The organism is Acetomicrobium flavidum, assembly GCF_900129645.1.
Classification (GTDB): Bacteria; Synergistota; Synergistia; order Synergistales; family Acetomicrobiaceae; genus Acetomicrobium; species Acetomicrobium flavidum.
Window position 1 is genome coordinate 1,593,349 of sequence record NZ_FSQZ01000001.1, and the last position, 22,473, is coordinate 1,615,821.

General features: G+C 44.4%; 21 protein-coding genes. 20 read left to right on the plus strand and 1 reads right to left on the minus strand.

The window, feature by feature from the left end; genetic code table 11:
* Positions 1-271: 271 nt before the first annotated feature.
* The 9 genes from BUQ78_RS07900 (at position 272) to BUQ78_RS07940 (ending at position 12,030) form a co-directional block, all read left to right on the plus strand.
* Positions 272-2,686 carry a diguanylate cyclase gene (locus BUQ78_RS07900; protein WP_074199840.1) on the plus strand — a complete coding sequence of 805 codons (2,415 nt, stop codon included), beginning with the start codon at positions 272-274 and terminating at the stop codon, positions 2,684-2,686.
* A 271-nt stretch (positions 2,687-2,957) separates the two neighbouring features.
* Positions 2,958-4,223 (plus strand): YeeE/YedE family protein, encoded by a 1,266-nt coding sequence (locus tag BUQ78_RS07905; protein ID WP_014807396.1) that lies wholly within the window; start codon positions 2,958-2,960, stop codon positions 4,221-4,223.
* A 51-nt stretch (positions 4,224-4,274) separates the two neighbouring features.
* Complete coding sequence (locus BUQ78_RS07910) at positions 4,275-5,972, plus strand: FAD-dependent oxidoreductase (RefSeq protein ID WP_074199841.1); 1,698 nt, start codon at positions 4,275-4,277, stop codon at positions 5,970-5,972.
* A gap of 210 nt (positions 5,973-6,182) precedes the next feature.
* Positions 6,183-7,280 carry a M24 family metallopeptidase gene (locus BUQ78_RS07915; protein WP_074199842.1) on the plus strand — a complete coding sequence of 366 codons (1,098 nt, stop codon included), beginning with the start codon at positions 6,183-6,185 and terminating at the stop codon, positions 7,278-7,280.
* 72 nt (positions 7,281-7,352) lie between these two features.
* A complete protein-coding gene (locus tag BUQ78_RS07920; protein WP_014807393.1) occupies positions 7,353-8,627 on the plus strand; it encodes an ABC transporter substrate-binding protein in 1,275 nt (424 codons plus the stop codon).
* 81 nt (positions 8,628-8,708) lie between these two features.
* The gene (locus BUQ78_RS07925) at positions 8,709-9,572 is read left to right on the plus strand and encodes a branched-chain amino acid ABC transporter permease (protein ID WP_014807392.1); all 864 of its coding nucleotides are present in this window, start codon (positions 8,709-8,711) and stop codon (positions 9,570-9,572) included.
* Between the two features lie 6 nt (positions 9,573-9,578).
* On the plus strand, positions 9,579-10,571 hold the full coding sequence (locus BUQ78_RS07930) for a branched-chain amino acid ABC transporter permease (protein WP_014807391.1): 993 nt from the start codon (positions 9,579-9,581) through the stop codon (positions 10,569-10,571).
* The gene (locus BUQ78_RS07935) at positions 10,568-11,314 is read left to right on the plus strand and encodes an ABC transporter ATP-binding protein (RefSeq protein WP_014807390.1); all 747 of its coding nucleotides are present in this window, start codon (positions 10,568-10,570) and stop codon (positions 11,312-11,314) included. The genes BUQ78_RS07930 and BUQ78_RS07935 overlap by 4 nt, the downstream gene beginning before the upstream one ends.
* Positions 11,311-12,030 carry an ABC transporter ATP-binding protein gene (locus tag BUQ78_RS07940; RefSeq protein WP_143228363.1) on the plus strand — a complete coding sequence of 240 codons (720 nt, stop codon included), beginning with the start codon at positions 11,311-11,313 and terminating at the stop codon, positions 12,028-12,030. The genes BUQ78_RS07935 and BUQ78_RS07940 overlap by 4 nt, the downstream gene beginning before the upstream one ends.
* 74 nt (positions 12,031-12,104) lie before the next feature.
* Here BUQ78_RS07940 and panC read toward each other — a convergent pair whose 3' ends face one another.
* Positions 12,105-12,953 (minus strand): pantoate--beta-alanine ligase, encoded by an 849-nt coding sequence (gene panC / locus BUQ78_RS07945; protein ID WP_074199843.1) that lies wholly within the window; start codon positions 12,951-12,953, stop codon positions 12,105-12,107.
* A 277-nt stretch (positions 12,954-13,230) separates the two neighbouring features.
* Between panC and BUQ78_RS07950 the strand changes: the two genes are divergently transcribed.
* The 11 genes from BUQ78_RS07950 (at position 13,231) to BUQ78_RS08000 (ending at position 22,462) form a co-directional block, all read left to right on the plus strand.
* Entirely contained in the window at positions 13,231-14,430 is a 1,200-nt protein-coding gene (locus tag BUQ78_RS07950) for a hypothetical protein (RefSeq protein ID WP_074199844.1), read from the plus strand.
* A 13-nt stretch (positions 14,431-14,443) separates the two neighbouring features.
* Positions 14,444-15,652, plus strand: a complete 1,209-nt coding sequence (locus BUQ78_RS07955) for a M20 metallopeptidase family protein (RefSeq protein ID WP_084532301.1) — start codon at positions 14,444-14,446, stop codon at positions 15,650-15,652.
* Entirely contained in the window at positions 15,652-16,635 is a 984-nt protein-coding gene (gene gyaR, locus BUQ78_RS07960; protein ID WP_318259587.1) for a glyoxylate reductase, read from the plus strand. Before BUQ78_RS07955 ends, gyaR begins: the two co-directional genes overlap by 1 nt.
* 251 nt (positions 16,636-16,886) lie before the next feature.
* The gene (locus BUQ78_RS07965) at positions 16,887-17,267 is read left to right on the plus strand and encodes a sigma factor-like helix-turn-helix DNA-binding protein (RefSeq protein ID WP_074199847.1); all 381 of its coding nucleotides are present in this window, start codon (positions 16,887-16,889) and stop codon (positions 17,265-17,267) included.
* The gene (gene ffh / locus BUQ78_RS07970; protein WP_074199848.1) at positions 17,260-18,597 is read left to right on the plus strand and encodes a signal recognition particle protein; all 1,338 of its coding nucleotides are present in this window, start codon (positions 17,260-17,262) and stop codon (positions 18,595-18,597) included. The genes BUQ78_RS07965 and ffh overlap by 8 nt, the downstream gene beginning before the upstream one ends.
* Positions 18,598-18,611: 14 nt before the next feature.
* The gene (gene rpsP, locus BUQ78_RS07975; RefSeq protein ID WP_014807378.1) at positions 18,612-18,881 is read left to right on the plus strand and encodes a 30S ribosomal protein S16; all 270 of its coding nucleotides are present in this window, start codon (positions 18,612-18,614) and stop codon (positions 18,879-18,881) included.
* A gap of 5 nt (positions 18,882-18,886) precedes the next feature.
* Positions 18,887-19,126 carry a KH domain-containing protein gene (locus tag BUQ78_RS07980; protein ID WP_014807377.1) on the plus strand — a complete coding sequence of 80 codons (240 nt, stop codon included), beginning with the start codon at positions 18,887-18,889 and terminating at the stop codon, positions 19,124-19,126.
* 26 nt (positions 19,127-19,152) lie between these two features.
* Positions 19,153-19,683 carry a ribosome maturation factor RimM gene (rimM, locus tag BUQ78_RS07985; protein ID WP_074200209.1) on the plus strand — a complete coding sequence of 177 codons (531 nt, stop codon included), beginning with the start codon at positions 19,153-19,155 and terminating at the stop codon, positions 19,681-19,683.
* Positions 19,683-20,930 carry a tRNA (guanosine(37)-N1)-methyltransferase TrmD gene (gene trmD, locus BUQ78_RS07990; RefSeq protein WP_014807375.1) on the plus strand — a complete coding sequence of 416 codons (1,248 nt, stop codon included), beginning with the start codon at positions 19,683-19,685 and terminating at the stop codon, positions 20,928-20,930. The genes rimM and trmD overlap by 1 nt, the downstream gene beginning before the upstream one ends.
* Positions 20,931-20,958: 28 nt before the next feature.
* Complete coding sequence (gene rplS / locus BUQ78_RS07995; RefSeq protein WP_014807374.1) at positions 20,959-21,306, plus strand: 50S ribosomal protein L19; 348 nt, start codon at positions 20,959-20,961, stop codon at positions 21,304-21,306.
* 196 nt (positions 21,307-21,502) lie between these two features.
* Positions 21,503-22,462, plus strand: a complete 960-nt coding sequence (locus tag BUQ78_RS08000) for an L-threonine 3-dehydrogenase (RefSeq protein WP_014807373.1) — start codon at positions 21,503-21,505, stop codon at positions 22,460-22,462.
* Positions 22,463-22,473 lie beyond the last annotated feature (11 nt).

Genomic DNA, 22,473 nt, shown 5'->3' on the forward strand with positions numbered 1-22,473 from the left:
AAATTTGCTCTTATCAGTAATATTGTTACACATGTTCTAAATCTTGTAAAATACAAAATTTAAAAACAAGTCTTCTATGAGGGCGCATCATGTATTATAATATAATAAATTAAAATGAAGGCTAATAAAGAAACTATTCTATTAATTACAGCGTTATTATAATGTTGCAGTAGTAATAGAGAGGATGTTCTATCCTGTCAATATAAGGCGGGTGTGGGTCAAATGTGATGGTAGTCTATCTCCTCATAGTATTACAAGCGGAGGCAATTTCATGTGGCGTCTTTGGATTAAGGGCAAATTGAGAAATAGAATATGTCTATCCATATTATTACTGTTGTCGTTCAGCACGGTTGCTATATGTGGGGAACGACGAATCCTAGTATTGCATTCATATGATCCGAAATATATTTACACTAGGATATTTAACGATACTCTTGAAAGGGAATTGCAAGAGAAGGATTACTCGATCGACCTTTTTTATGAGTTTCTTGATGCAAAGAGGTTTGATCCTGGTGGCTATTATGATAAGTTCAAGGAATACATCAAATCCAAATATGCGAATCAAAATATAGATATCATATTATGCTTCGATGACGATGCCTTAAATTTCTTAATTGCCCACAGAAAAGATCTCGGCAATTTATCTGATATCCCCGTTGTGTTTGGAAGCGTGGCAAATAGAGCCTTGGTATATTTTGCAGCTTTGGAGCGAAATATGACGGGAGTGTTCGAGGATTTGGATGTCGCGGCAAATGTCGATTTAATGCTACAAATATTGTCCGTAAAACATGTGTTTGTCGTGACCGATAGGACGACATTGGGCATCGACCTGTACGAAATGGCCCGGCTTATATTTAAAAGATTAGGGAATCTTTCTGTGGAATATCTCATAGGATTGCCTTGGAATGAGATGAAAGAAAGGTTCGAAGACGCTCCCGAAGGGTCCGCAATTCTTCTGATTTCATACTTGAGGGATGAGCAGAACAATGTATATACAGTAGAAAGAGTTAGCGAACTGTTAAACGAAATAAATTTACCTGTTGTGACATTACTAACTCCCCTTGTAAATTTAAAGGGAGGATTAGCCTCTTATGCTCCAACGCCTGAGACACAGATTAAAGCGGTAGTTAAGATTTTGGATTCTGTTTTGGCTGGGCAAGATATAAGGTTTATTCCCATAACAATGGAACTTCCGAAGAATTTCTTAGTAGATTTTAGTAAGTTAAAGAGGTTTCACATTAGTCCTACTTTATTGCCAAAGAATAGTATAATATTAAATATTCCCGATAACTTCTATAGAAAGTATAAAAGCGTTCTTCTTCCTGCCATATTTATTGTTTCAATATTGTCCATCCTTGTCTTGTTTTTGATAATTAATATCAGACAGCGAAAAATTGCCGAGAGAAAATTAAATCGTGAAGTGGCCTTTTTAATGCAGTTAGTAGAAACCATTCCGGATGCCATATGTTATATGGATAACGATGGAAGTATAATCCTATGGAATCATGCATTCGAAAATTACCTGTTACCGACCTGCAGTAATATTAAGGGATGTAAGATTAGCGATTGTATCGCCGATATATCCCTAGCTGGTGACATAGAATTGAGTATTTCAAATGCTATTGCAAATGATAAGGTATTGCAACCAGCTCAAATACTTTTTAAGGACAAGGCAAATGAGGCACATTATTTAGATATTCAAAAAAGGCCGATTAGAAATGGCGAGAATATTTTAGGAACGCTTGTCGTCATGACAGATATAACTACATTAATACAGATGCAGGAATCCCTGAAAGGCCAAAAGAGACGTTTGGAATTGACCTTGATGGGAAGCAATGTGGGCTATTTTGAACGTAATGTAAAAACGGATGAATTACACATGAATCCCTTCGGATATGAACTTTTAGGATATACTGAAGATGATATCAAAACATTTTCTCAATTTGAGGAACTTGTGCACCCTGAAGACAGAGAGGAATTAAATCTTTCATTGAAAAGGACTTTTGAAAGTGCAAATGGAAATTATAGGATGAAATATAGACTCAGAAGGAAAAATGGCGAATATATGTGGATGGGGGCTACAGGTCTTGTTGTCGAGCGAGATCTTAAGGGTAACCCCTTAATATTTGCTGGAATATTTTGGAACATCACTGAAGAAAAACTAAAAGAGGCGGAAACGGCCCAGTTGATAGAGGGGCTTTATGTAAGCTCTATGTCTGATCCTTTGACGGGGATTTTAAACAGAAATGGGTTGCAAAACAAGCTTCCCGATCTGGTTTCTAGGTGCAAAAAGTTGGAAAAAAATCTTAGTTTAATTTTATTCGATATAGATGGTTTTAAGAAGATAAACGATACATATGGTCACTTGGTTGGCGACTCGGTATTAAAGGAATTAAGCGAGTTAGTAAATAGTACTATCAGAAAAGATGATCTGTTCGTAAGATGGGGTGGAGACGAATTTTTAATCGTTTCGATGATAACTATGGATGAAGCTCTTTGTGTTGCAGATCGATTAAGGCGAGCAATAGAAAGTCGACCTTTTTCTGGTATTGATGTGACAGTTAGCATAGGCATATCCATGCATTTGCCCAATGAACCCGTCGAAGAAGCAATAAAAAGGGCCGATAAAGCCCTGTATAGAGCAAAGGCTAAAGGCAAGAATTCGGTTGTAATTGAATACGATTAAAATGTAGTATCCTAAAGTTAGGAGCCTTTCGTAGTGTGAGTTCTGGCTGCACCTAAGTAAGATTGAAGTGGCCTATTGCAAATACCCCAATCATAAGTTAAGGCATGGCCTATGAAAACTTAAGATTCTATCCTTCGTGTTCGGCCAAAATTTTTTTGGGTCTCTTTGTTGGCATACCATAGGGGGTGTAGTATAATATAACAAACACATTCACAAATACTTTATAAGTATCCGAATAAGTATCCGAAGATAGGGAGGTAAGCATGTTGCTATGAAGGCGGAAAAGGTTATGGGTCTGATAGGGTTTATTTTGGTGCTCATCCTTGGGAATGTTCTTTTAAAGACCGATATGTTGTATTTTAGACTTCTCATGGGTGTTGGGTTTGGATATACCTTGTCAAGGGCTTACACCGGTTTTGCCGGCAGTGTTTATAGGGCCTACAGGACAGGTTCAACAAAACTCATGAGAGCTATGAATGCAATGTTTTTCGTGACCTCTCTGGTAGTTGCAGCCATTTTGTTTCGTTCCGACCCCACAAGTTACAAGCTTTGGATAAATCCCATCAATATGGGGTTAATTGTGGGAGCTTTTCTTTTCGGCTTTGGCATGTGCATCGCCATGTGTTGTGCTACCGGAGTGCTTACTACACTGGCCTCGAGCTTTACAAGAGCTTTAGTTGTTATTGTATTTTTCGGATTAGGCGTGCTGTTAGGGTTTCCGATTCAAAATAGCATGGGTTGGGTTAAAAATTCCTGGATAACCTCTCCCACTGGAGCGATGTCGGGCGGAGGAGTGTTCTTGCCGGACCTTTTTAAATGGGATGGTCTCAATGGCTATTTAGGAGCAGTCTTGTTAATAGGGCTGTTTTCTTCAATAGTGATATTCATTTCCTATCAATATGAAAAGAAACGCAAGTTGAGCAACACGTACATTGGCAATCCCATGGAGATGGAGCAGGAAAATAGAAAAAAATTCGATGCCGCCTCATTCAAATTGTTTAATGCGGAAACTTATGAACATATATTTGTTAAACCTTGGACCTTAATTGAAGGCGCCATTATATTGACCATTCTCTTTACGATTTTGTTCAGTGTTACAAAGGCTGGTTGGGGTGCCTCAACTCCACATGGGATATTCATGGGAAAACTACTGATGTTATTTGGCGTTTCGCCAGAAACTTTGGCAAACTTCACAAAAATGCCGGCGACTGCTTATTCAACCCCATTTTTTCAAAACGAAGGTTTGGTTCAAAACTTCGGAATCGTGGTAGGAACAATTCTTTATCTCATGACTGCCGGGAAATTTGTAAAATCGTTCAAATCAGGGCTACGCATTCCGGTAAGAGAAGCCCTTTTTTATGGTTTTGGCGGCATCACCATGGGGTTGGGGACTCGCCTTGCTAACGGTTGTAATGTTGGGGCCCTGTATAGCCCAATTGCCGAGCTTTCGTTATCAGGTTGGATTTTTTTGGTCTTCATGGTATTAGGAGCAATAGTCAGCGAAAAGATGTTTTTCAAATTTCCATCTTCTAAATAGATGTCTAGCTATTTAGGTATGATGGCGATTTGAATCAAAGGAGGAATTAAGATGGGAAAGCGAATTTTGATAGTTGGAGGAGTGGCGGGAGGAGCCTCAGCCGCAGCAAGATTGAGAAGGCTTGATGAATTAGCCGAAATAATAATGTTTGAGAGGGGGCCTCACGTCTCTTTTTCCAACTGTGCTCTTCCGTTTCACCTAAGCGGCATTGTCAAAAATAGCGAAGATTTAATCTTAATGACGCCGGAAAAGTTTAAAAAGCAGCATAATATTGAGGTTCGTGTCAATAGCGAAGTAGTGAGGATCAAAAGAGATGAAAAGAAAATAGTTGTTCGAAACTTGTCGACCGGCGAAGAATATGAGGAGCGTTATGATAAGTTGATTCTGGCACCAGGTGCAAGGCCTGTCTTGCCCAAGAGCATTGAGGGTTTAGATCGTCCTAACGTATTCACGCTACGAAATGTAGTAGATGTGGCTAGAATAAAGAACTACATTGAGAGCAATAAGATAAATGACATAACAGTTGTGGGCGGCGGATACGTTGGGATCGAGGTCACTGAGAACTTGAGGATAGCAGGCTACAACGTAAGTTTAATCGAGGCCATGGATCAGGTCATGGCTCCTTTTGATTACGACATGGCCCAAATACTACACAAGGAACTTTATGATAATGGTGTCAACTTGATATTAAATGATTCTGTGGTTAAGATTTTTGACGATTCGGTGGAATTGAAGTCCGGTAGAAAGATTAAGTCCGGTGCTGTGATAATGGCAGTTGGGGTACGCCCGGAAACCAAATTGGCTGAAGAAACTGGCCTTGAGATTGGCGAAACCGGTGGCATTAAAGTAGATGCAAATTACAGGACAAGCGATAGGGATATATATGCTGTTGGAGACGCAATTGAGATATATAACTGCATCAATCGCAAGCCAACAATATTAGCTTTGGCAGAACCGGCTCAAATGCAAGCCAGGGCTGCAGCAGACCACATATATAACATTCCTCATTCCAACAAAGGCGTAATAGGGTCCTCCGTCGTGAGGGTTTTCAGCTTGAATGCCGCATGCACGGGGATCAATGAGAAGACCGCCAAGGCCTGTGGAATTCCCTACGATTTCGTTTACATAATACCAAATGATAAAGTGAGCTTGATGCCCAACTGCAATCCTCTTCACCTTAAGTTAATATATGAATATCCAACCGGGAAAATTTTAGGAGCACAGGCCATAGGAAAGGGAGCTGCGGATAAGAGGATAGACGTAATCGCCGCTATGATTCGCATGGGTGCTACGTTAGAGGACTTGAAGGAGCTGGAATTGAGCTATTCGCCTTTGTATAATACGGCAAAGGATCCCGTGAATATCGCAGCGCTGGTTGGACTCAACTTGTTGCATGGCCGCTTCAGGCAGGTTCCGGTTACCAAGGTTAGGGAATTGGTGGAATCTGGTGCCTACATAATTGACGTACGAGAAAAGGATGAATACGAGAAGGGTCATCTCAAGAATGCGGTAAATATACCCTTGAGTGTGCTGAGAAATAGAATCGACGAAGTTCCTAAGGATCGTCCCGTTTACGTGCATTGCCGGTCCGGACAACGCAGTTACTACGCTGTAATGGCCTTACAGGGAAGAGGTTTTGAAAACGTTTACAATATTTCGGGATCGTTTTTAGGTATTTGTTGCTATGAATATTACATGGATCAGGTAACGGGAAGAGAAAGAATCGTCACAGATTATAATTTTAAGTAAACTGAGTAGGACCAATTTAATAAAAAGGGCTATCCATAAGATGGAGGCCCTTTTTATTTTCCCTACAGATATCCAAGCATATGATTGACTCAAAACCTTTCGTAAATTTTATTCGTCATCTTCAAATATAAGATATACTGTGTATAGTAGAGGCATAGCAGTTGTTTTGCGTGAAAAAGAAAAGCCATTAGACAGGGGAGGCATTTGAGGATGCTGGACAGAAATAAGGTGCAGGAAATTTCGAAGGACCTGCAAATTAAGGGAATTGATGCCCTTCTTTTGGGGCCGGGGGATGATTTGGAATATTTAGGCGGACTTAAAACTGGAGAATGCGAACGATTTAAGGGGCTTTTTATATTGTCGAACGGTAAATACTTTTACGTCACGCCCTATTTATACTTGGAAGAATTTGAGGCTGCTTTTGGCAAGGACACACCGGCATATATATGGGAAGATAAAGATTGGTTTTATCCAACATTAGCAAGAGCCATGGACGATTTTGATCTTAACGGTAAACAAATTGCGGTTAACTATGGGATACGTGCGGTGGATGCTATCGAGATAGCCGATAGACACAGAGTAAAGTTGGTAAATGGCTGGCATTTTCTGGACAAGATGAGGATAATCAAAAGCCCCTCTGAAGTAGAGAAACTTGAAAGGGCAACTCAAATTTCCGATGCGGCCTTTAAGGAACTTTTAGGTTTTATAAGACCAGGAATGACGGAGGGTGAGATCAAGAAGCAACTTATCGATCTTTTTGAGAAGCATGGAGCTGACGGCCCTGCCTTTGATATCATAGTCGCGCGAAGGGAAAATGCATCAAAGCCCCATTACAACGGCTCAAAAGGAGTTATAGGGGAACGCGATCTTGTGCTCGTTGACTTTGGGTGTAGGTATGAAAGCTACTGTTCGGACACTACCCGTACCGTTTTCGTAGGCGAGCCGACAGAAGAAGAAAAGAAGCTTTACGAGATAGTCTTGCAGGCCCAGGAGGCTGGTGAAGCTGCGGTAAGGCCTGGAGTTCCGGCCGAAGAGGTGGACAGGGCGGCAAGGAAGGTCATAGAAGATACTGGTTACGGTAAATATTTCAACACCAGGCTGGGCCACGGCATAGGCGTTGCAGTTCACGAGGCTCCATATATTATGGAAGGCAACAAGATGCCCCTGGAACCGGGCATGGCCTTCAGCATAGAGCCTGGAATTTACATCCCTGGCAAGATAGGGATTCGCATCGAAAATATCGTTGTCGTGACAAAGGATGGTTGCAAGCCTCTTTCCAAACTACCTAAGGAAATCACGGTTATTTGACGTCTCTTTAATTGGTCTATATACTATTGTGTAAGCAGCATTTAGAGATAATCTTGGGGAGGTGTTGTTGGTATGGGCAAGCGGTTAGGCAAAAAAGTTATGTGGCTAACGGCCATTGCGCTGTTGGTTGGGTTTATGTCCTGCGGCGCTGCTTACTGTGAGGAAAAGGTGATAAAGATCGGTACGCTTTTTCCTCTAACGGGACCCGTGGCGCTGGCAGGGCAAAGATGCAAGGCAGCGGTAGAAGCTGCGGTTGACCTCATAAACAACTCCTATCCGAACATTCCTGTACCCCTAGCTGCCCAAAAGGGCTTATTGGGTGGACACAAGATCGTCTTAGTCCATGCAGACCACCAGGGCAAACCAGACGTCGGTAAAAGCGAGGCCGAGCGCCTTTATGATCAGGAAGGAGTCTTTGCCGTCATTGGAAGTTATAACAGCGCCGTCACAAAACCGGCAAGCCTCGTGGCAGAGCGTAGAAAGAAAATATTTATGTGCGGCTGCTCCAGCTCTGCCGAACTGACCAAGAGAGGAACTAGGTACTTTTTCCGCATAGCTCCAACGGATGAGACGGAATCCATCGAATTCGTGAATTTCATTAAATGGCTCAACGAGACTAAGGGGACCAACTATAAGACCTTTGGAGTAATTTATGAAAATACCGAGTTCGGCAAGCATGCCGCTCAAGAAGCAAAGAAAGCCATAGAGGCAGCAGGATTCCAGTATGTTGCTGATGTTGCTTTCAATCCGGGTGCCACAAACCTAAATAGCGAAGTGCAGATGCTAAAGGGTAAAAACCCTGACGTGGTATTTGGAGCTTGCCTTGGCGCCGACTACATCCTTTGGATTAAGACCATGAAGCAGATGTCATGGCTTCCCAAGGTTTCTCTCAACTATTGTTCCGGGTATCAAGATCCTCTGATTGCAAAACAATTGGGAGGGGACGGAGATTACTTCATGGGGACAACGGGTTATTCTCCTGAATTGGCAGAACTGATGCCGGCTGTTGCCCCTGTCGAGGAAATCTACAAAAAGAAGATAAACCCCCCAGTTCCATTTGATAGCGATAGTATCCAGGAAGCCGTGGCAATGCTAGTTTTAGCGCAGGCAATAGAAAAGGTGGGTTCGCTTGATACGGAAAAGATCGTGGATGCCTTGTATGCTAACGAGTGGGATTCGCCGCTATCTCTAGGCGGCAAGGTGGCCTTTGCCCCAGGTGGCCAGAATATAAAGGCCATGAGCATAGTTACCCAGCTCGTCGGCGGACAATATAAGCGCGTATTCCCCGAGCAATTTGCCAACTTTGAGCCAGTAGTTCCTATGCCTTCTTGGGATAAGCGCAAATAACGGTTTATTTGAACAGGCCCAAGGGGGAGGGCTTCGTCATAGAGGCCTTCTCCCTTGATTAAAACTGGGGAGGAGTCGACGATGGCCGTATTTCTTCAGGTTGTGCTCGATGGCTTGCTCAACGGCATGCTTTACGCGCTCGTAACTATTGGACTGTCTTTGATATGGGGCGTCATGGACATCATCAATTTTGCCCATGGCGAATTTTTAATGATAGCCATGTATGTAAGTTATTGGCTAGGTTTTTTGATGCACGTGGATCCATTAATTTCCTGGATCGCTTCGGGGATATTCGTCTTTTTGTTATCTGTGATAGTTTATAAATTGATAGTTAGTCAGCTAATCGGTAAACCTGCCCTTTCGGCATTACTTGCTACTTTTGGGCTATCTATGCTCCTTAAAAACATATGTCTGAACAGGTTTTCGCCAAATTTTAAGCTTTTGTCCGATACTTATCTGGGAGGTAAGGTCATACAGCTTGGAAATAATTTAATTCTTTCTTTGCCTCAATTTATAATTGCCGTTGCTTCAATGGTGATAATTTTACTAACTTACCATTTTATGACACGCACCAAAATCGGTTGGGCTATACAGGCTACAGCCATGGATAGGGATGCCGCTGAGCTGATGGGTATAGATACGAACAAAATTTATGCCTTGGTCTTCGGCATTGGAGGAGCATGTGTAGGCATAGCCGGCGGTTTGCTTCCAATGTATATGCCTGTGCATCCTGAAGTGGGAAGCCTATTTAGCCTTATAGCCTTTATTTGCGTCGCCATGGGGGGATTTGGTAGCATTATAGGCTCTTTGCTTGCAGCGTTGCTCGTTGGGTTGATTGAAGCGCTGGTAGGGTTTTACATAGCGCCAATATTTAAGTATGTTGCGGTCTTTGGGCTCTATTTAATTGTCATATTGATCAAGCCCAGAGGCTTGTTTGGGTGGTGATGACGCGTGGGTCGTTCAAGGAGAGATCGTCGCCTTTGGTACGTGATGCTTATTGTTCTTGCCCTGTTGCCGCTCATCCCGGGGCCGCTGCAGGGACCCTTTGCTCAACATGTCCTGGTATCAATATTACTTTTTGCATGCATGTCTCAGGCTTGGAATATTTTGGGGGGCTATTGCGGCCAGGTTTCATTTGGCCATTCGGTTTTTTTCGGGATTGGTGCCTATGGTACCGGTATGGCCGTCGTAACCTATGGCCTTGCTCCTTGGCCGGGCGTTATCGCTGGTGCCTTTTTGGCAATGATCGTAGCGATAGCCATGAGCTATCCCTGTTTTAGGCTCAAGGGTCATTACTTTGCCATAGCTACGTTTGCTATCGTGGAGATATTTAACAGGCTCTTTATGGTCTGGGATTGGGTAGGCGGAGCTATGGGGCTTGATTACCCCATAATAGAGGAAGGCTGGAAGAATTTTATGTGGTTTCAGAGCAAGACTCAATACTATTATGGCGCCTTCATATTGTTTCTCATAATCTTTTCCTTCGTTCGTTGGATGGAAGCTAATAAATTGGGTTACTACATGAAAGCTGTAAGGGATGGGCAAGAAGCTGCCGAGTCTCTTGGAGTTAACAGCACCTCAGTGAAACTCACAGCCATAGCCATTTCTGCTTTTTTGGCGGCTCTGTGTGGTGCCTTTTTTGTGCAATATAACTTAAGAGTTGATCCGCCAATGGTCATGTCCCTGGATATGTCCATGAGATTCGTGCTTATAACGATCCTTGGTGGGCTTGGGACTCTTTGGGGGCCACTGCTTGGTGCGGCTATATTGATCCCCTTACAAGAATACACTCGCGCCATATGGGGAGGGTTAGGTGGAGGGGTAGATTTAATCATATTCGGCATCTTGATAATTGTTATAGTGATCAGACAGCCAAAAGGCGTTATGGGTTTCATAAGCTGGTTGGCAAGTCGCTCTAAGGCTGCCAAGGGGGGCGATGAATGATGGCCTTGCTTGAGGTTCGCGACTTAACGATGAAATTCGGCTCCCTAGTCGCAAATAACGATGTTTCCTTCGATGTGGAGGAAGGCACAATCGTAGGCCTCATAGGTCCAAACGGTGCCGGTAAGACCACCCTTTTTAACTGCATCTCCGGCGTATACAAGCCTACATCCGGCAAGATTTTTTACGACGGTGTCGACATCACAAAATGGCCTCCTCACAAGGTAGCCCGATTAGGAGCAGTCAGAACGTTTCAAATAGTACGCCCCTTAAATGATATGAGCGTCATTGACAACATACTTGTAGGGGCTTTTTTGAGGAATGCGAGCATCGATGCCGCCTTGGATGTTGCCGAGGCGTGTCTTAAAATGTGTCATCTGGAAGATCATAGAAATAAGAGAGCCGGTAGCCTCACCATCGGTCTAAAAAAGCGCCTCGAATTAGCAAGAGCCTTAGCCACTCAGCCTCGACTTTTAATGCTCGATGAAGTAATGGCAGGACTAACAGGAACAGAATTGAAGGAGGCTGTGGATTTATTAAGAAATATCAAGACAAAAGGAGTAACGCTTTTGGTAGTAGAGCATATTATGGAAGCGCTCATGCCTTTGGCAGATAAGGTAGTAGTCCTGGATGGCGGCGTAAAGATAGCGGAAGGTCCACCGAGCGAAGTAGTCCAAAACGAAAGGGTCATAGCCGCATATTTGGGCGAGAAATTTAGCAACCGACTGAGGGAGATGAAGGCATGATGGCTGACTTTGCGCTGGAAGTCAAGAATTTATGTGCCGGGTATGAGGGGGTACCTGTACTTCACGGAATTTCATTCGAAGTGAAAGAAGGCGAGATAGTTGCCATCGTTGGAGCCAATGGAGCGGGAAAAACGACAACCCTACGCACCATAGCCGGATTGTTACGCCCAACGGATGGTTTTGTCAAATTTTATGGCGAGGATGTCACGGGGCTCCCCGCTCATATAATGGTAAGAAAGGGCCTTACCTATGTTCCCGAGGGCAGAAGGGTCTTTGGCAAGCTCTCTGTGAAAGAAAATTTGGAACTAGGAGCCTTTAAGGAAGAAAGCAAAGAAGTTGTGGAGCAGCGTTTGGAATGGGTTTATTCGCTGTTTCCCATACTCAAGGAAAGGCTTACTCAGAAGGCCGAAACAATGAGTGGCGGCGAACAGCAGATGCTTGCCATTGCAAGGGGACTCATGAGCGCGCCCAAAGTGATACTCTTGGATGAGTTGAGTTTAGGTCTGCAGCCCAGCTTGGTAGAAAAGGTATTACAAACCGTTGTCGAAATAAGGCGACACGGAGTCACAGTGCTGATGGTGGAGCAGCGCGTTTTAGAAGCTTTAGAGATTGCGGATAGAGGCTATGTGATCCAGTCCGGCAAGGTTGTATTATCTGGCATGTCTAAGGATTTGCTTGACAGCGATGAGATAAAGCGGGCATATCTTGGGATGTAAAATCACAACATGGGGCCGCTCTTATACGATGATCCCATGTTTGCCTGTTGTTATTTAGTTGTGAGTAGGACCTTCTATAACATGAGGTCGATATTGTCAATGAGCCTGGTTTTCCCGACATATACCGCGGCAGCAAGAAGCACTTTACCCTTTATCACGGAAAGATCGGACAAATCATCCCCATCTATAACCTCTACGTAGTCCACGCGAATGCCTGGCGATGACTCCAGTATTTGTTTAATATGCAGTCTCACTTTTTGCGGATCGGTCTCGCCTTTCATGATCATATCTCTGCCTGCTGATAAAGCCCTAGGGAGGGCAAGGGCCTGGAGTCTTTCTTCCGAAGACAGATAGGTGTTGCGAGAGCTAAGTGCCAAACCGTCCTCCTCTCGGATGATGGGGCAGGTTATGATCTTTACGGGCACATTTAGATCGGTGACCATTTTTCTAATAACAATGGCCTGTTGGGCGTCCTTTTGGCCAAAGTAAGCACGGTCAGGTTGGGTAATGAGAAAGAGCTTTAATACGACGGTGGTTACACCCTTAAAATGCCCTGGTCGAGATTTTCCGCACATCTTTTCAGTAATAGGGCCTTTGACTTCAACGTAGGTGTCATAGCCTTGTGGGTACATTTCCTCAGTTGTGGGAGCAAAAACATAATCCACGCCAGCTGATTCCGCTAATTTGTTATCACGGTCTAAATCGCGCGGATAGGTGGCAAAGTCCTCTTTGGGACCGAACTGGAGAGGGTTTACGAAGTTGCTCATTATTACGATATCGTTTTCTCTCCTGGCCTTTTTGATAAGACTTAAATGTCCATCGTGAAGATATCCCATAGTTGGTACCAGTCCGATAATTCTTCCTTCCCGCTTAAGGCGAAGGGATATTTCTTGCATCTCAGCTGTACTTTTTATGACTTCCATGGAATGAAATCACTCCCTTCAACTATTTTATAACTTTATTATACTAATTTAACATCAAAAGTGCATTATATTTGGATGCTTTGGAATTATCCCTGAAGATAGTTTTTGTATTATAGCTCGTGTATGTAGTAAAGACAACGAAAATGACAATGGATTGTGTACGAAAGGAATCAGACATGTAATGGGATGGCATTGCTCTAATTTCATGATACACTTAAATTCGCGTGCCAGAAAATTGTAAAGATATATTTGATGGTAGTTAAAAGGAGGAATATGGATGGATGCTATAACGGCTTTATTGATTATCGCCGTGGTATATGCTATTGGCGATTTCGTTTCTCAAAAGACTAAGGCAATTTTTTCCATGTTATTCGTTTCCGGAATCATATTCATGGTAGTCTTTTGGTTTGGAGTTCCCAAGACATTATTTGAGGATGCCGCCATTGTTAAGCTCTCTCTTGCATTGATTCCCACGCTTATGGTACATATGGGTACCTTGATGAGGCTCAGGGATTTGCGTGAAGAGTGGAAGACCGTAATCATAGCATTAAGCGCCATAGTATTTGCGAGCATCGCTCTGTTTCTTATAGGCTCTCCTATCATAGGTAGGGAGTTTGCTGTGCCGGCAGCTGGTCCTATCTCTGGAGGAGTGGTGGCGACCCTTATCATGAGTGAGGCGGCAAAGGCCAAGGGCCTAGAGACCGTATTGGTATTTCTGACACTTCTGTTAGTGCTTCAAAACTTCGTTGGCTTGCCAATAGCATCTATTTGTCTTTCGCGAGAGGGGCGCCGTCTTCGTGATGTTTTTAGAACCGAAGGTATTCTTAAAGGCGATCTGCCTCGGAAATCCCAGGCTAACAATGATCATAACACTGATCATAATGAACGGAAATGGAAGTTTATACCGGAAACCCCGAAGGAGTTACAGACACCCTTTATCTTGATTATGAAGACCATGCTTGTGGGATGGCTGGCAGTGATGGTCTCAAAACTTTTAGGCGGGGTCATCGATAAGTTCGTGATGGCATTGATATTTGGCATCGTGTTTTACGAGATTGGTTTCCTTGAGTCGAAGATTTTAACCAAAGCCAATTCAGAGGGCTTTACCCTTTTTGCATTGTTGGTGCCAATTTTTATGAATCTTAACAAGGCCACTCCAAGCATGGTTATATCCCTAATAGTTCCTATAGCCTTGTCCTTTGCCGTTGCTGTAGTTGGAATTGCCATCTCTTCAGTGATTTTGTCTAAAGTTTTCAGATATTCATGGGAAATGAGCCTGGCAATCGGTGTTTGTTGTCTGTTTGGCTTTCCGGGAACCTTTATAGTGTCCCAGGAAGTGGCAAATGCAGTGGGTGAGACCCCCGCAGAGAAGGAATTTGTGCTCACTAAGATATTGCCCAAGATGTTAGTTTCTGGCTTTACCACAGTCACCATTGCATCGGTCTTCTTGGCGGGATTTCTTGTAAAGCTGCTATAAATTCTTAAGGAGCGTGATTTTTTTGAAATTTGAGGAAATTTTGGAGCTTGCCGAGAGATTTGAAGAAAAGGTCATAAACTTTCGTCACGATTTTCATGCTCACCCTGAGCTTTCCTGGGAGGAGGAAAGAACGTCCAAAATTATAGAACAAGTGCTAAGAGAGCTCGGGTTTGATGGCGTACGTCGTGGCTTTGGAGGGACAGAGTCGGGGGTTGTGGGAGATATCGCAGGAAAAAAAGAATTTCCCATTGTAGCCCTTAGGGCTGATATTGATGCCCTGCCCATTGAGGAAGAAGCGGATGTACCGTGGAAGTCCACGAATAAAGGGGTCATGCACGCTTGTGGGCATGACGCTCATGCAGCGATACTTTTGGGCGTCGCCCATGTTCTTGCCTCTTTAAGAGATAAACTTCCGTGCAAGGTGCGTTTGATCTTTCAACCGGCGGAAGAATCGGGAGTTCGATCCGGGGCTCAGCAGCTAATTGAGGAAGGCGTATTAGATGGCGTTGAGGCTATTTGGGGTCTTCATGTATGGAGTCCGCTTCCGGCCGGAGCCATAGGCTACAGGTCAGGTCCGATAATGGCGTCGTCGGACATTTGGGAGGCAGAGATAAAGGGTAAGGGCGGCCACAGCTCAAGGCCTCACGAGGCCAAAGATCCGACCATAGCAGCTGCAAATATAATCATGTCAGTGCAGACTATCATAAGTCGTGAGTTGGATCCGCTGGAAACAGCTGTATTGAGCATCGGCAGGCTTGAAAGCGGGAGTGCCCCTAACATCATACCCGACAAGGCCTTCATCCAAGGCAGCATTCGCACCACCAATTCGAAGGTGCGTGACGGACTGCCAGAAAAGATAGAACGAATCGCAAAAGGTATAGGCAGCGCTTTGAGGTGTGAAGTCGAAACCAACTATATTCACGTTTACCCGGTCACCGTAAATGATCCGAACATGATTGAGACATTGAAAGAAGTTGCCTCAGCTATGTTTGGGGACAAATCTTTGGTTGAGGTACCCATTGCCATGGGTTCGGAGGATTTTAGCTTCTACCAACAGAAAGTGCCAGGCGTCATATTTTTTTTGGGCATTGCTGATCCTAGGAAAGGTACTGACGCCGAACATCATAATCCAATGTTTAAGACCAATGATGAAGTGCTAAAAAAAGGCGTGGCGCTTCTAGCGGCTCTTGCGATGGAAGGAACGAAAAGGAGTGATCGATGATGGATTGCAAGCTCAAGGTTCTGGTGACAAGTCGTATTCCCGAAGAAGGAATGTGCATGTTGGATGAACATTGTGATGTCAAAGTCTTCGACTACGAAGGGGTTTTTCCGAGAGATTTGCTTTTAAAGGAAGTTAAAGGGGTAAATGCCATCGTATGCCTGCTTGCCGATAAAATCGATGGCGAGGTGATGGACGCAGCTGGCCCTCAGCTAAAAATCATTGCTAACTATGCCGTAGGCTTTGATAATATAGACGTAGAGGCAGCCACAAAGCGTGGCATCATGGTGACTAACACCCCTGGCGTGCTAACCGATACGACGGCAGATCTAGCATGGGCATTGATTCTAGCCACGGCTCGCAGGGTAGTTGAGGGCGATAAATTCCTGCGTCAGGGGAAGTTCAAAGGATGGAAGCCAATGCTTCTTTTGGGCACCGACGTACATCATGCGACGCTTGGCATCATCGGCTTTGGAAGCATCGGAAGGGCAGTGGCGCGCAGGGCAATGGGGTTCGATATGAAGGTCATATATTACAGTGCCCATAGAGCCTCCGAAGAGGTGGAAAAGAAGTTAAACGCCGAATATAGGTCGCTTGATGACCTGCTTAGGGAGGCGGACTTCATATCTATTCATGTTCCTCTCACCAAAGAAACCCGGCATATGATAGGTGAGCGGGAATTGAAGATGATGAAAAAAGAAGCCTACCTAATAAATACAGCAAGGGGGCCAATTGTGGATGAAAAGGCCTTGGCGAAGGCGCTGAAAGAAGGTTGGATCAGGGGAGCCGGCCTTGACGTCTTTGAGCGAGAACCAGAGGTGGATCCCGAGCTTCTTGAGCTTGAAAACGTGGTCCTGCTGCCGCACCTAGGTTCGGCATCATACGCCACTCGCGCCAAGATGGCCACCATGGCGGCAGAAAATGTCATTAAAGCGCTAAAAGGAGAAGTGCCGCCTAATTTGGTAAATCCCGAAGTAATAAAATAGGTAAGGATCAAAAAGTCTTTGAGGATAAATGCCAGTGATCCGACGAATGGGTCTTCAATAGTTGGAATAGCGGTGACATTTTAAAAGGGGGAGCAATGTCATTTGATAATAGCGATATCCAGTTAGTAGCTATTGTGTTGCGATCGTAATACCTGTAAATGTTTTACCGTTGACACCCGTCGGTGTCAGATATATAATCTTCCCGCTTAAGTCTGGCTTGCGTCAGGCTCACATAAGCGGGGAGATTTTTAATGCCTAAGGAACATGAAGATTTATTAAAATCACGTCTGGATATAAATGTGCTTTACGATTTATATGGGGGTCTTTTGACAGACAAGCAAAGAAAGGCCTTTGAGCTCCATGAGATGGCGGATTGTTCCTTGTCCGAAGTGGCTGACGCCTTAAAGATGAGTCGGCAAGGGGCATTTGAGCTGTTACAGCGTGCAAAAAGGCGGCTTGTAGAGGTTGAGGAAATAGTGGGGTTTAAGAGCACCTTGTCGGCCTTTGATAAATACAAGATTGACGTTGAAAGGTTGTTGGATCAATACGACGATAAACTCCCAAAAGAATTTAAATCTGAGATGCTAAAATTGCTATCGGATTTGGAAGAGACAGGTGATCAGGATGTTTGATTCCTTAAAAGAGCGGTTGGAAGGGATTTTCTCTAAACTTAGAGGCAAAGGCAGGCTTACCGAAGAGGATGTAAATGATGCCTTACGCGAAGTGCGAAGGGCACTTCTTGAAGCTGACGTTAACTATAAGATTGCAAAAGATTTGGTCGAGCGCATAAAAGAACGTTGCCTTGGACAGGAAGTGTTATCGTCAATAACCCCAGCGCAGCAAGTGTATGTAGTTGTATATGAGGAACTTTGCAACCTAATGGGCGGCAAGAAAGAAAGGCTGAACTTCGCTTCCAAGCCGCCATCGGTATTCATGCTTGTCGGATTACAAGGTTCCGGTAAGACTACAACTGCCGTAAAACTTGCCTTGAAAATTTCGGACAGCCATAAGCCAATGGTCGTGGCTTGTGATTTAAGACGTCCAGCCGCAGTAAAACAGCTAAAGGTTTTAGCTGAAAAGGCCGGCATTCCCTTTTTTGGACCAGATGAAGCAGGTTCCGGCGATGTGCTTGGGGTCGCAAAGAAGGCTCTTAGATATGCTGATGATCATCTTATTGATGTAGTTATCTTTGATACAGCGGGACGTTTGCATATAGATGAAGATCTCATGGCAGAACTGGAACAGATGCATAAAACGCTTAACCCTCACGAGGTTTTGCTCGTCATAGACGCCATGACCGGCCAGGAGGGCGTCAACGTTGCTCAGATGTTCAAAGAGAAAGCAGGCATTACGGGGGTAATATTGACCAAACTCGATGGTGATGCTCGTGGTGGAGCAGCTCTTGCGGTAAAGGCTGCAACCGGAGTCCCCGTCAAGCTTGTTGGCGTTGGCGAACACTTAGAAGATCTGGAAGAATTTGACGCCGCAAGGATGGCCCAGAGGATATTGGGCATGGGAGATATGGAGGGATTGCTCGAAAAGATACAAAAGTCGAGCGATACCAAGGAGATCGAACGAGTTCAAAAGAATCTTCAGGACAACAAATTTACTCTTGAAGATTTATTGGTTCAACTTAGGCAGATTCAGAAGCTTGGTCCACTTGACAAGGTCATGGATATGCTTCCCTTGCCCGGTAAGGTTAAATCCCAGGTGTCAGATATAGATTTTAGGCGCATCAAGCATGTGGAAGCCGTCATACTTTCGATGACGCCTGAGGAAAGAAGAAAACCCGAGATAATAAAGGGCAGCAGAAAGCGTCGAATCGCCATGGGTTCGGGGACAAACGTCCAAATGGTCAATCAGGTATTAAGGCAATATGAACAGATGAAGGAGATCTTTAAACGCTTTGGAAAGAATAAAGGCAAATTAAGAGGCCTTAAACTTCCCAAGGGATTATTTTAGGAGGTGTAGAACATATGGTAGTTAGGATAAGACTGGCACGTCATGGACGCAAAAAAAGGCCCTTTTATCGTTTGGTGGTTGCCGATTCTCGTTCTCCTCGGGACGGGAAGTTCATCGAGATGATAGGCAGTTATAATCCGTTGACTGACCCTGCAGAGGTTAAAGTCGACGAAGAAAGGGCCATTTATTGGCTGAAAGTGGGTGCACAACCCTCGGATACGGCCAGATCATTGTTGAGAAAGGCTGGCGTGTGGGACAAATTTATCGAAAGCAAGAAGGCTTGATGTAAATGGTAGATTACGCTGATCTGGTGAAAACAATAGTGACGCGATTGGTCACTAAGCCGGAGGATGTAGAGGTAAAACAAGAGGTAGCGGATGGCAAGGTCAAAGTATCTATAAAAGTAAACCCCGAAGATATGGGCCGGGTTATCGGGAAAGCAGGAGCAACCATCAAATCGATAAGGGTAATTGCCAAAGCGGCAGCTATAAAATCCAAAGATAAGGTGGATGTAGTTGTCGAGGAATGAGAGATTTAAACGAGGTGAATGGTTCAATGAGTTGCAAAGAGTTGGTCACCATTGGGAGGATAGTGGGGGCTCACGGAATTAGAGGGGAGCTTAGGCTCTTGCCTTTGACGGATTTTCCGGATCGCTTTAACCATATGAATCACCTTAACGTTTATCGTCCCAACGGGTCCTTTTGGTGCCGGCTCACGATAAATTCTTTAAGGGAGCATGTAGGCAAAAAACAGTTCATCGTAGGGGTGGATGAAATTGCCGACAGAGATGAGGCTGAGAATTTGCGCGGCGGCATCGTCATGATAGACCCCGAGGAAAGGGTCGAACTCCCCGAGGGTTTTTATTGGGTTGACGATTTGATCGGGCTAGATGTCATGGACGTTGAAAGGGGCGACCGCTTAGGCGTGCTCGTTGAGATAATGCCGACAGGAAGCAATGATGTATACGTAGTTGAGGCCTGTGACGGCAAAAGGCACATGCTTCCGGCCATATCTGAAGTGGTCAAGGAGATAAACGTAGAGGAAGGTTTTATAAAAGTGCATTTAATGGAGGGTCTGTGGGAGTAGTGCGTTTTAGCATAGTTACTGCTTTTCCAGAATACTTTGATGCTTTTTTAAATACTAGCATTGTTGGCAGAGCCGTCAAGGAAGGCAAAATAGAAATCGATATAGTAAACCTGCGGGATTACGCTATTAATAGCTATGGTCAAATTGACGACTACTCCTATGGTGGCGGGGGAATGGTCATTAGGCCTGAACCTTTATACAATGCCTTGAAAAGCATCAAATCCGAAAAATCTTTTGTAGTATATACTTCACCGCAAGGCGTTGTTTTCAACCAAGATACGGTGGAGGCATTAGCTGCAAAGGATCACGTGATATTGATATGCGGGCATTATGAGGGCATCGATGAGCGTTTTGCGGAAAAATGTGTGGACCTTGAAATCTCTATAGGCGATTATGTGTTGACCGGCGGCGAGCTTCCTGCCATGGTCATTGTCGATGCCGTTTCAAGGCTTGTCCCGGGAGTTGTAGGAAGAGGAGAAGCCGTCTTAGAGGATTCTTTCTATAGAGGAATGCTGGATCACCCCCATTATACAAGGCCTTCGGTGTGGTGCGGCCTGGAAGTGCCGGAGGAACTGGTATCGGGGGATCACGAGAAGACGGCGAGGTGGCGCAGAAGGCAGGCTGTCGTAAGGACCTTGAAACGTCGCCCTGATCTTTTGGCCAGGGCCAATATTAGGCCATACTTGAGTCAAGGTGTCTATGTCATGCTCGTTCATCATCCGGTATTAAATAAAGACGGCAAGACAGTTACATCAGCTGTGACGGGGTTGGACCTTCATGATATTAGCAGAAGTTGCATGACTTATGGAATAAATAAGTTCATAGTAGTTACGCCCCTTAAGTCGCAGCAAGAAATGGTATGTAAAATCGTGAATCATTGGGAAAAAGCTCCGGAAGGGCTTAATCCGATGAGGTCCGAGGCATTGAGCTTGCTTAAGGCCTTCGATTCCATTGAAGATTGCCTTGCCTGGATAGAAAAGAAGGAAAAAAAGAAACCTTTGACTGTCGCAACTACGGCCAAAAAGAGAGCCGGGGCGTTGCCCGTCTTTGAGCTAAAAAGGATTCTGCTTGAAAGAGATCTTCCGGTGTGTATTCTTTTTGGCACAAGTTGGGGGCTTGCCGATGAAGTTTTTAGCGGGGTTGATGTAGTATTAAGCCCCATATTGGGAGGAAAGGGAGATTACAACCACTTGTCCGTGAGAAGCGCGGTTGCTATTTTACTAGATCGCCTCTTCGGATGGAGGTAAAAGTTTTTAAGCGAGGGAGGAAAACGATATGGATCCTAGGATTTCTTTAGTAGAAAGACAATATCAAAAACGCGAAGTACCGGATTTCAGGCCAGGAGATACCGTTAAAGTGCACGTTAAAGTAAGAGAGGCTGGCAAGGAAAGAATCCAGATATTCGAAGGAATCGTCATCGCAAGAAAAAATGGCGGGTTGAGGGAGACTTTTACAGTTAGAAAAGTCTCTGGCGGCATTGGCGTTGAGAGGATATTCCCTCTTTACTGCCCTAATGTAGAAAAAATAGAGGTCGTTCGCTATGGAAGGGTAAGGAGGGCGAAGCTTTATTATTTGAGAAAGTTGTCCGGCAAAGCTGCACGTATTAAGGAACGCCGCAGATAAAATCGAGATCTAGTGTCGTACGTGTTTAAGCTAAGGGCCTGTAACTTTTAGATTTAGGTTACGGGCCCTTTTGGTTTGTCTGCTTCAAGAACTGACGTGATTGGGTAAATGTTCGCATGTAATATATGATATGCAATGATATAATAAAAATGCTAATCCATTCGAAAAGTTCGAAGAGCAGAAGGGAGGAGTTCAATTGAAGAGGATCTTAGTTACAGGTGGGACGGGGCAAATAGGCTCGGAACTGGTACCTGCATTAAGAGAGGTATATGGCAATGAAAATGTGGTCTGTGGTGGCCACAAGAGAAATCCTAGCGAAGACTTGATCGAGGCCGGCCCCTATGAGGTTGTAGATGCAGTCGATGCAAAAGCCTACGCCGAAGTTGTCAAGAAGTACAAGATTGATACCATATATCACCTTCCTGCGATATTGTCAGCCAAGGCTGAGGAAAATCCGATGCGGGCATGGGAGGTAAATATAAGTGGCTTGATAAATGCCCTGGAGATAGCAAGGGAGTTTAAGTGTGCCATATTTGTGCCAAGCTCAATAGCTGCTTTTGGACCCAACTCTCCAAAGTGGAAGACCCCTCAAGACACCATACAGCGCCCTAGGACAATGTATGGCGTTACAAAGGTTACGGGTGAACTTTTATGTGATTATTATTACTTCAAATATGGAGTAGATACCCGTGGCGTGAGGTATCCCGGTTTGATTTCTTACAAGACTCTGCCTGGAGGAGGAACAACGGACTACGCGGTTGAAATATTTTACGAGGCTTTGAAGAACAAAAAATATACCTGCTACTTAAAAGAAGACACTCGTATGGATATGATGTATATGCCCGATGCCTTAAAAGCAGCTATACAACTCATGGAGGCAGACCCGAATCGTTTAATCCATCGTAATGCCTTTAATGTCACAGCCATGGCCTTTACGCCAAAAGAGCTCGCCGAGGAGATCAGAAAGCATATTCCCGAATTTCAGATAACCTATAATGTTGATCCGGTGAGGCAAAATATAGCAGATTCGTGGCCTGACATGTTGGACGACAGCTGTGCCAAGCAAGAATGGGGTTGGAATCCCGAATATGACCTCCCTTCCATGGTAAGTGATATGCTAGAAAAACTTTCCAAGAAACTGGGAGTAAGTTATTAGAGGTATTGAAC

Coding starts and splice junctions, on each gene's coding strand:
- BUQ78_RS07925 (WP_014807392.1), top strand. CDS start 8,709: ATGGCCGTATTTCTTCAGGTTGTGCTCGATGGCTTGCTCAACGGCATG.
- ffh (WP_074199848.1), top strand. CDS start 17,260: ATGTTTGATTCCTTAAAAGAGCGGTTGGAAGGGATTTTCTCTAAACTT.
- BUQ78_RS07965 (WP_074199847.1), top strand. CDS start 16,887: ATGCCTAAGGAACATGAAGATTTATTAAAATCACGTCTGGATATAAAT.
- BUQ78_RS07920 (WP_014807393.1), top strand. CDS start 7,353: ATGGGCAAGCGGTTAGGCAAAAAAGTTATGTGGCTAACGGCCATTGCG.
- BUQ78_RS07900 (WP_074199840.1), top strand. CDS start 272: ATGTGGCGTCTTTGGATTAAGGGCAAATTGAGAAATAGAATATGTCTA.
- rplS (WP_014807374.1), top strand. CDS start 20,959: ATGGATCCTAGGATTTCTTTAGTAGAAAGACAATATCAAAAACGCGAA.
- panC (WP_074199843.1), bottom strand. CDS start 12,953: ATGGAAGTCATAAAAAGTACAGCTGAGATGCAAGAAATATCCCTTCGC.
- BUQ78_RS07940 (WP_143228363.1), top strand. CDS start 11,311: ATGATGGCTGACTTTGCGCTGGAAGTCAAGAATTTATGTGCCGGGTAT.
- rimM (WP_074200209.1), top strand. CDS start 19,153: ATGAGTTGCAAAGAGTTGGTCACCATTGGGAGGATAGTGGGGGCTCAC.
- BUQ78_RS07910 (WP_074199841.1), top strand. CDS start 4,275: ATGGGAAAGCGAATTTTGATAGTTGGAGGAGTGGCGGGAGGAGCCTCA.
- BUQ78_RS07915 (WP_074199842.1), top strand. CDS start 6,183: ATGCTGGACAGAAATAAGGTGCAGGAAATTTCGAAGGACCTGCAAATT.
- gyaR (WP_318259587.1), top strand. CDS start 15,652: ATGGATTGCAAGCTCAAGGTTCTGGTGACAAGTCGTATTCCCGAAGAA.
- BUQ78_RS07905 (WP_014807396.1), top strand. CDS start 2,958: ATGAAGGCGGAAAAGGTTATGGGTCTGATAGGGTTTATTTTGGTGCTC.
- rpsP (WP_014807378.1), top strand. CDS start 18,612: ATGGTAGTTAGGATAAGACTGGCACGTCATGGACGCAAAAAAAGGCCC.
- BUQ78_RS07935 (WP_014807390.1), top strand. CDS start 10,568: ATGATGGCCTTGCTTGAGGTTCGCGACTTAACGATGAAATTCGGCTCC.
- BUQ78_RS07950 (WP_074199844.1), top strand. CDS start 13,231: ATGGATGCTATAACGGCTTTATTGATTATCGCCGTGGTATATGCTATT.
- BUQ78_RS07980 (WP_014807377.1), top strand. CDS start 18,887: ATGGTAGATTACGCTGATCTGGTGAAAACAATAGTGACGCGATTGGTC.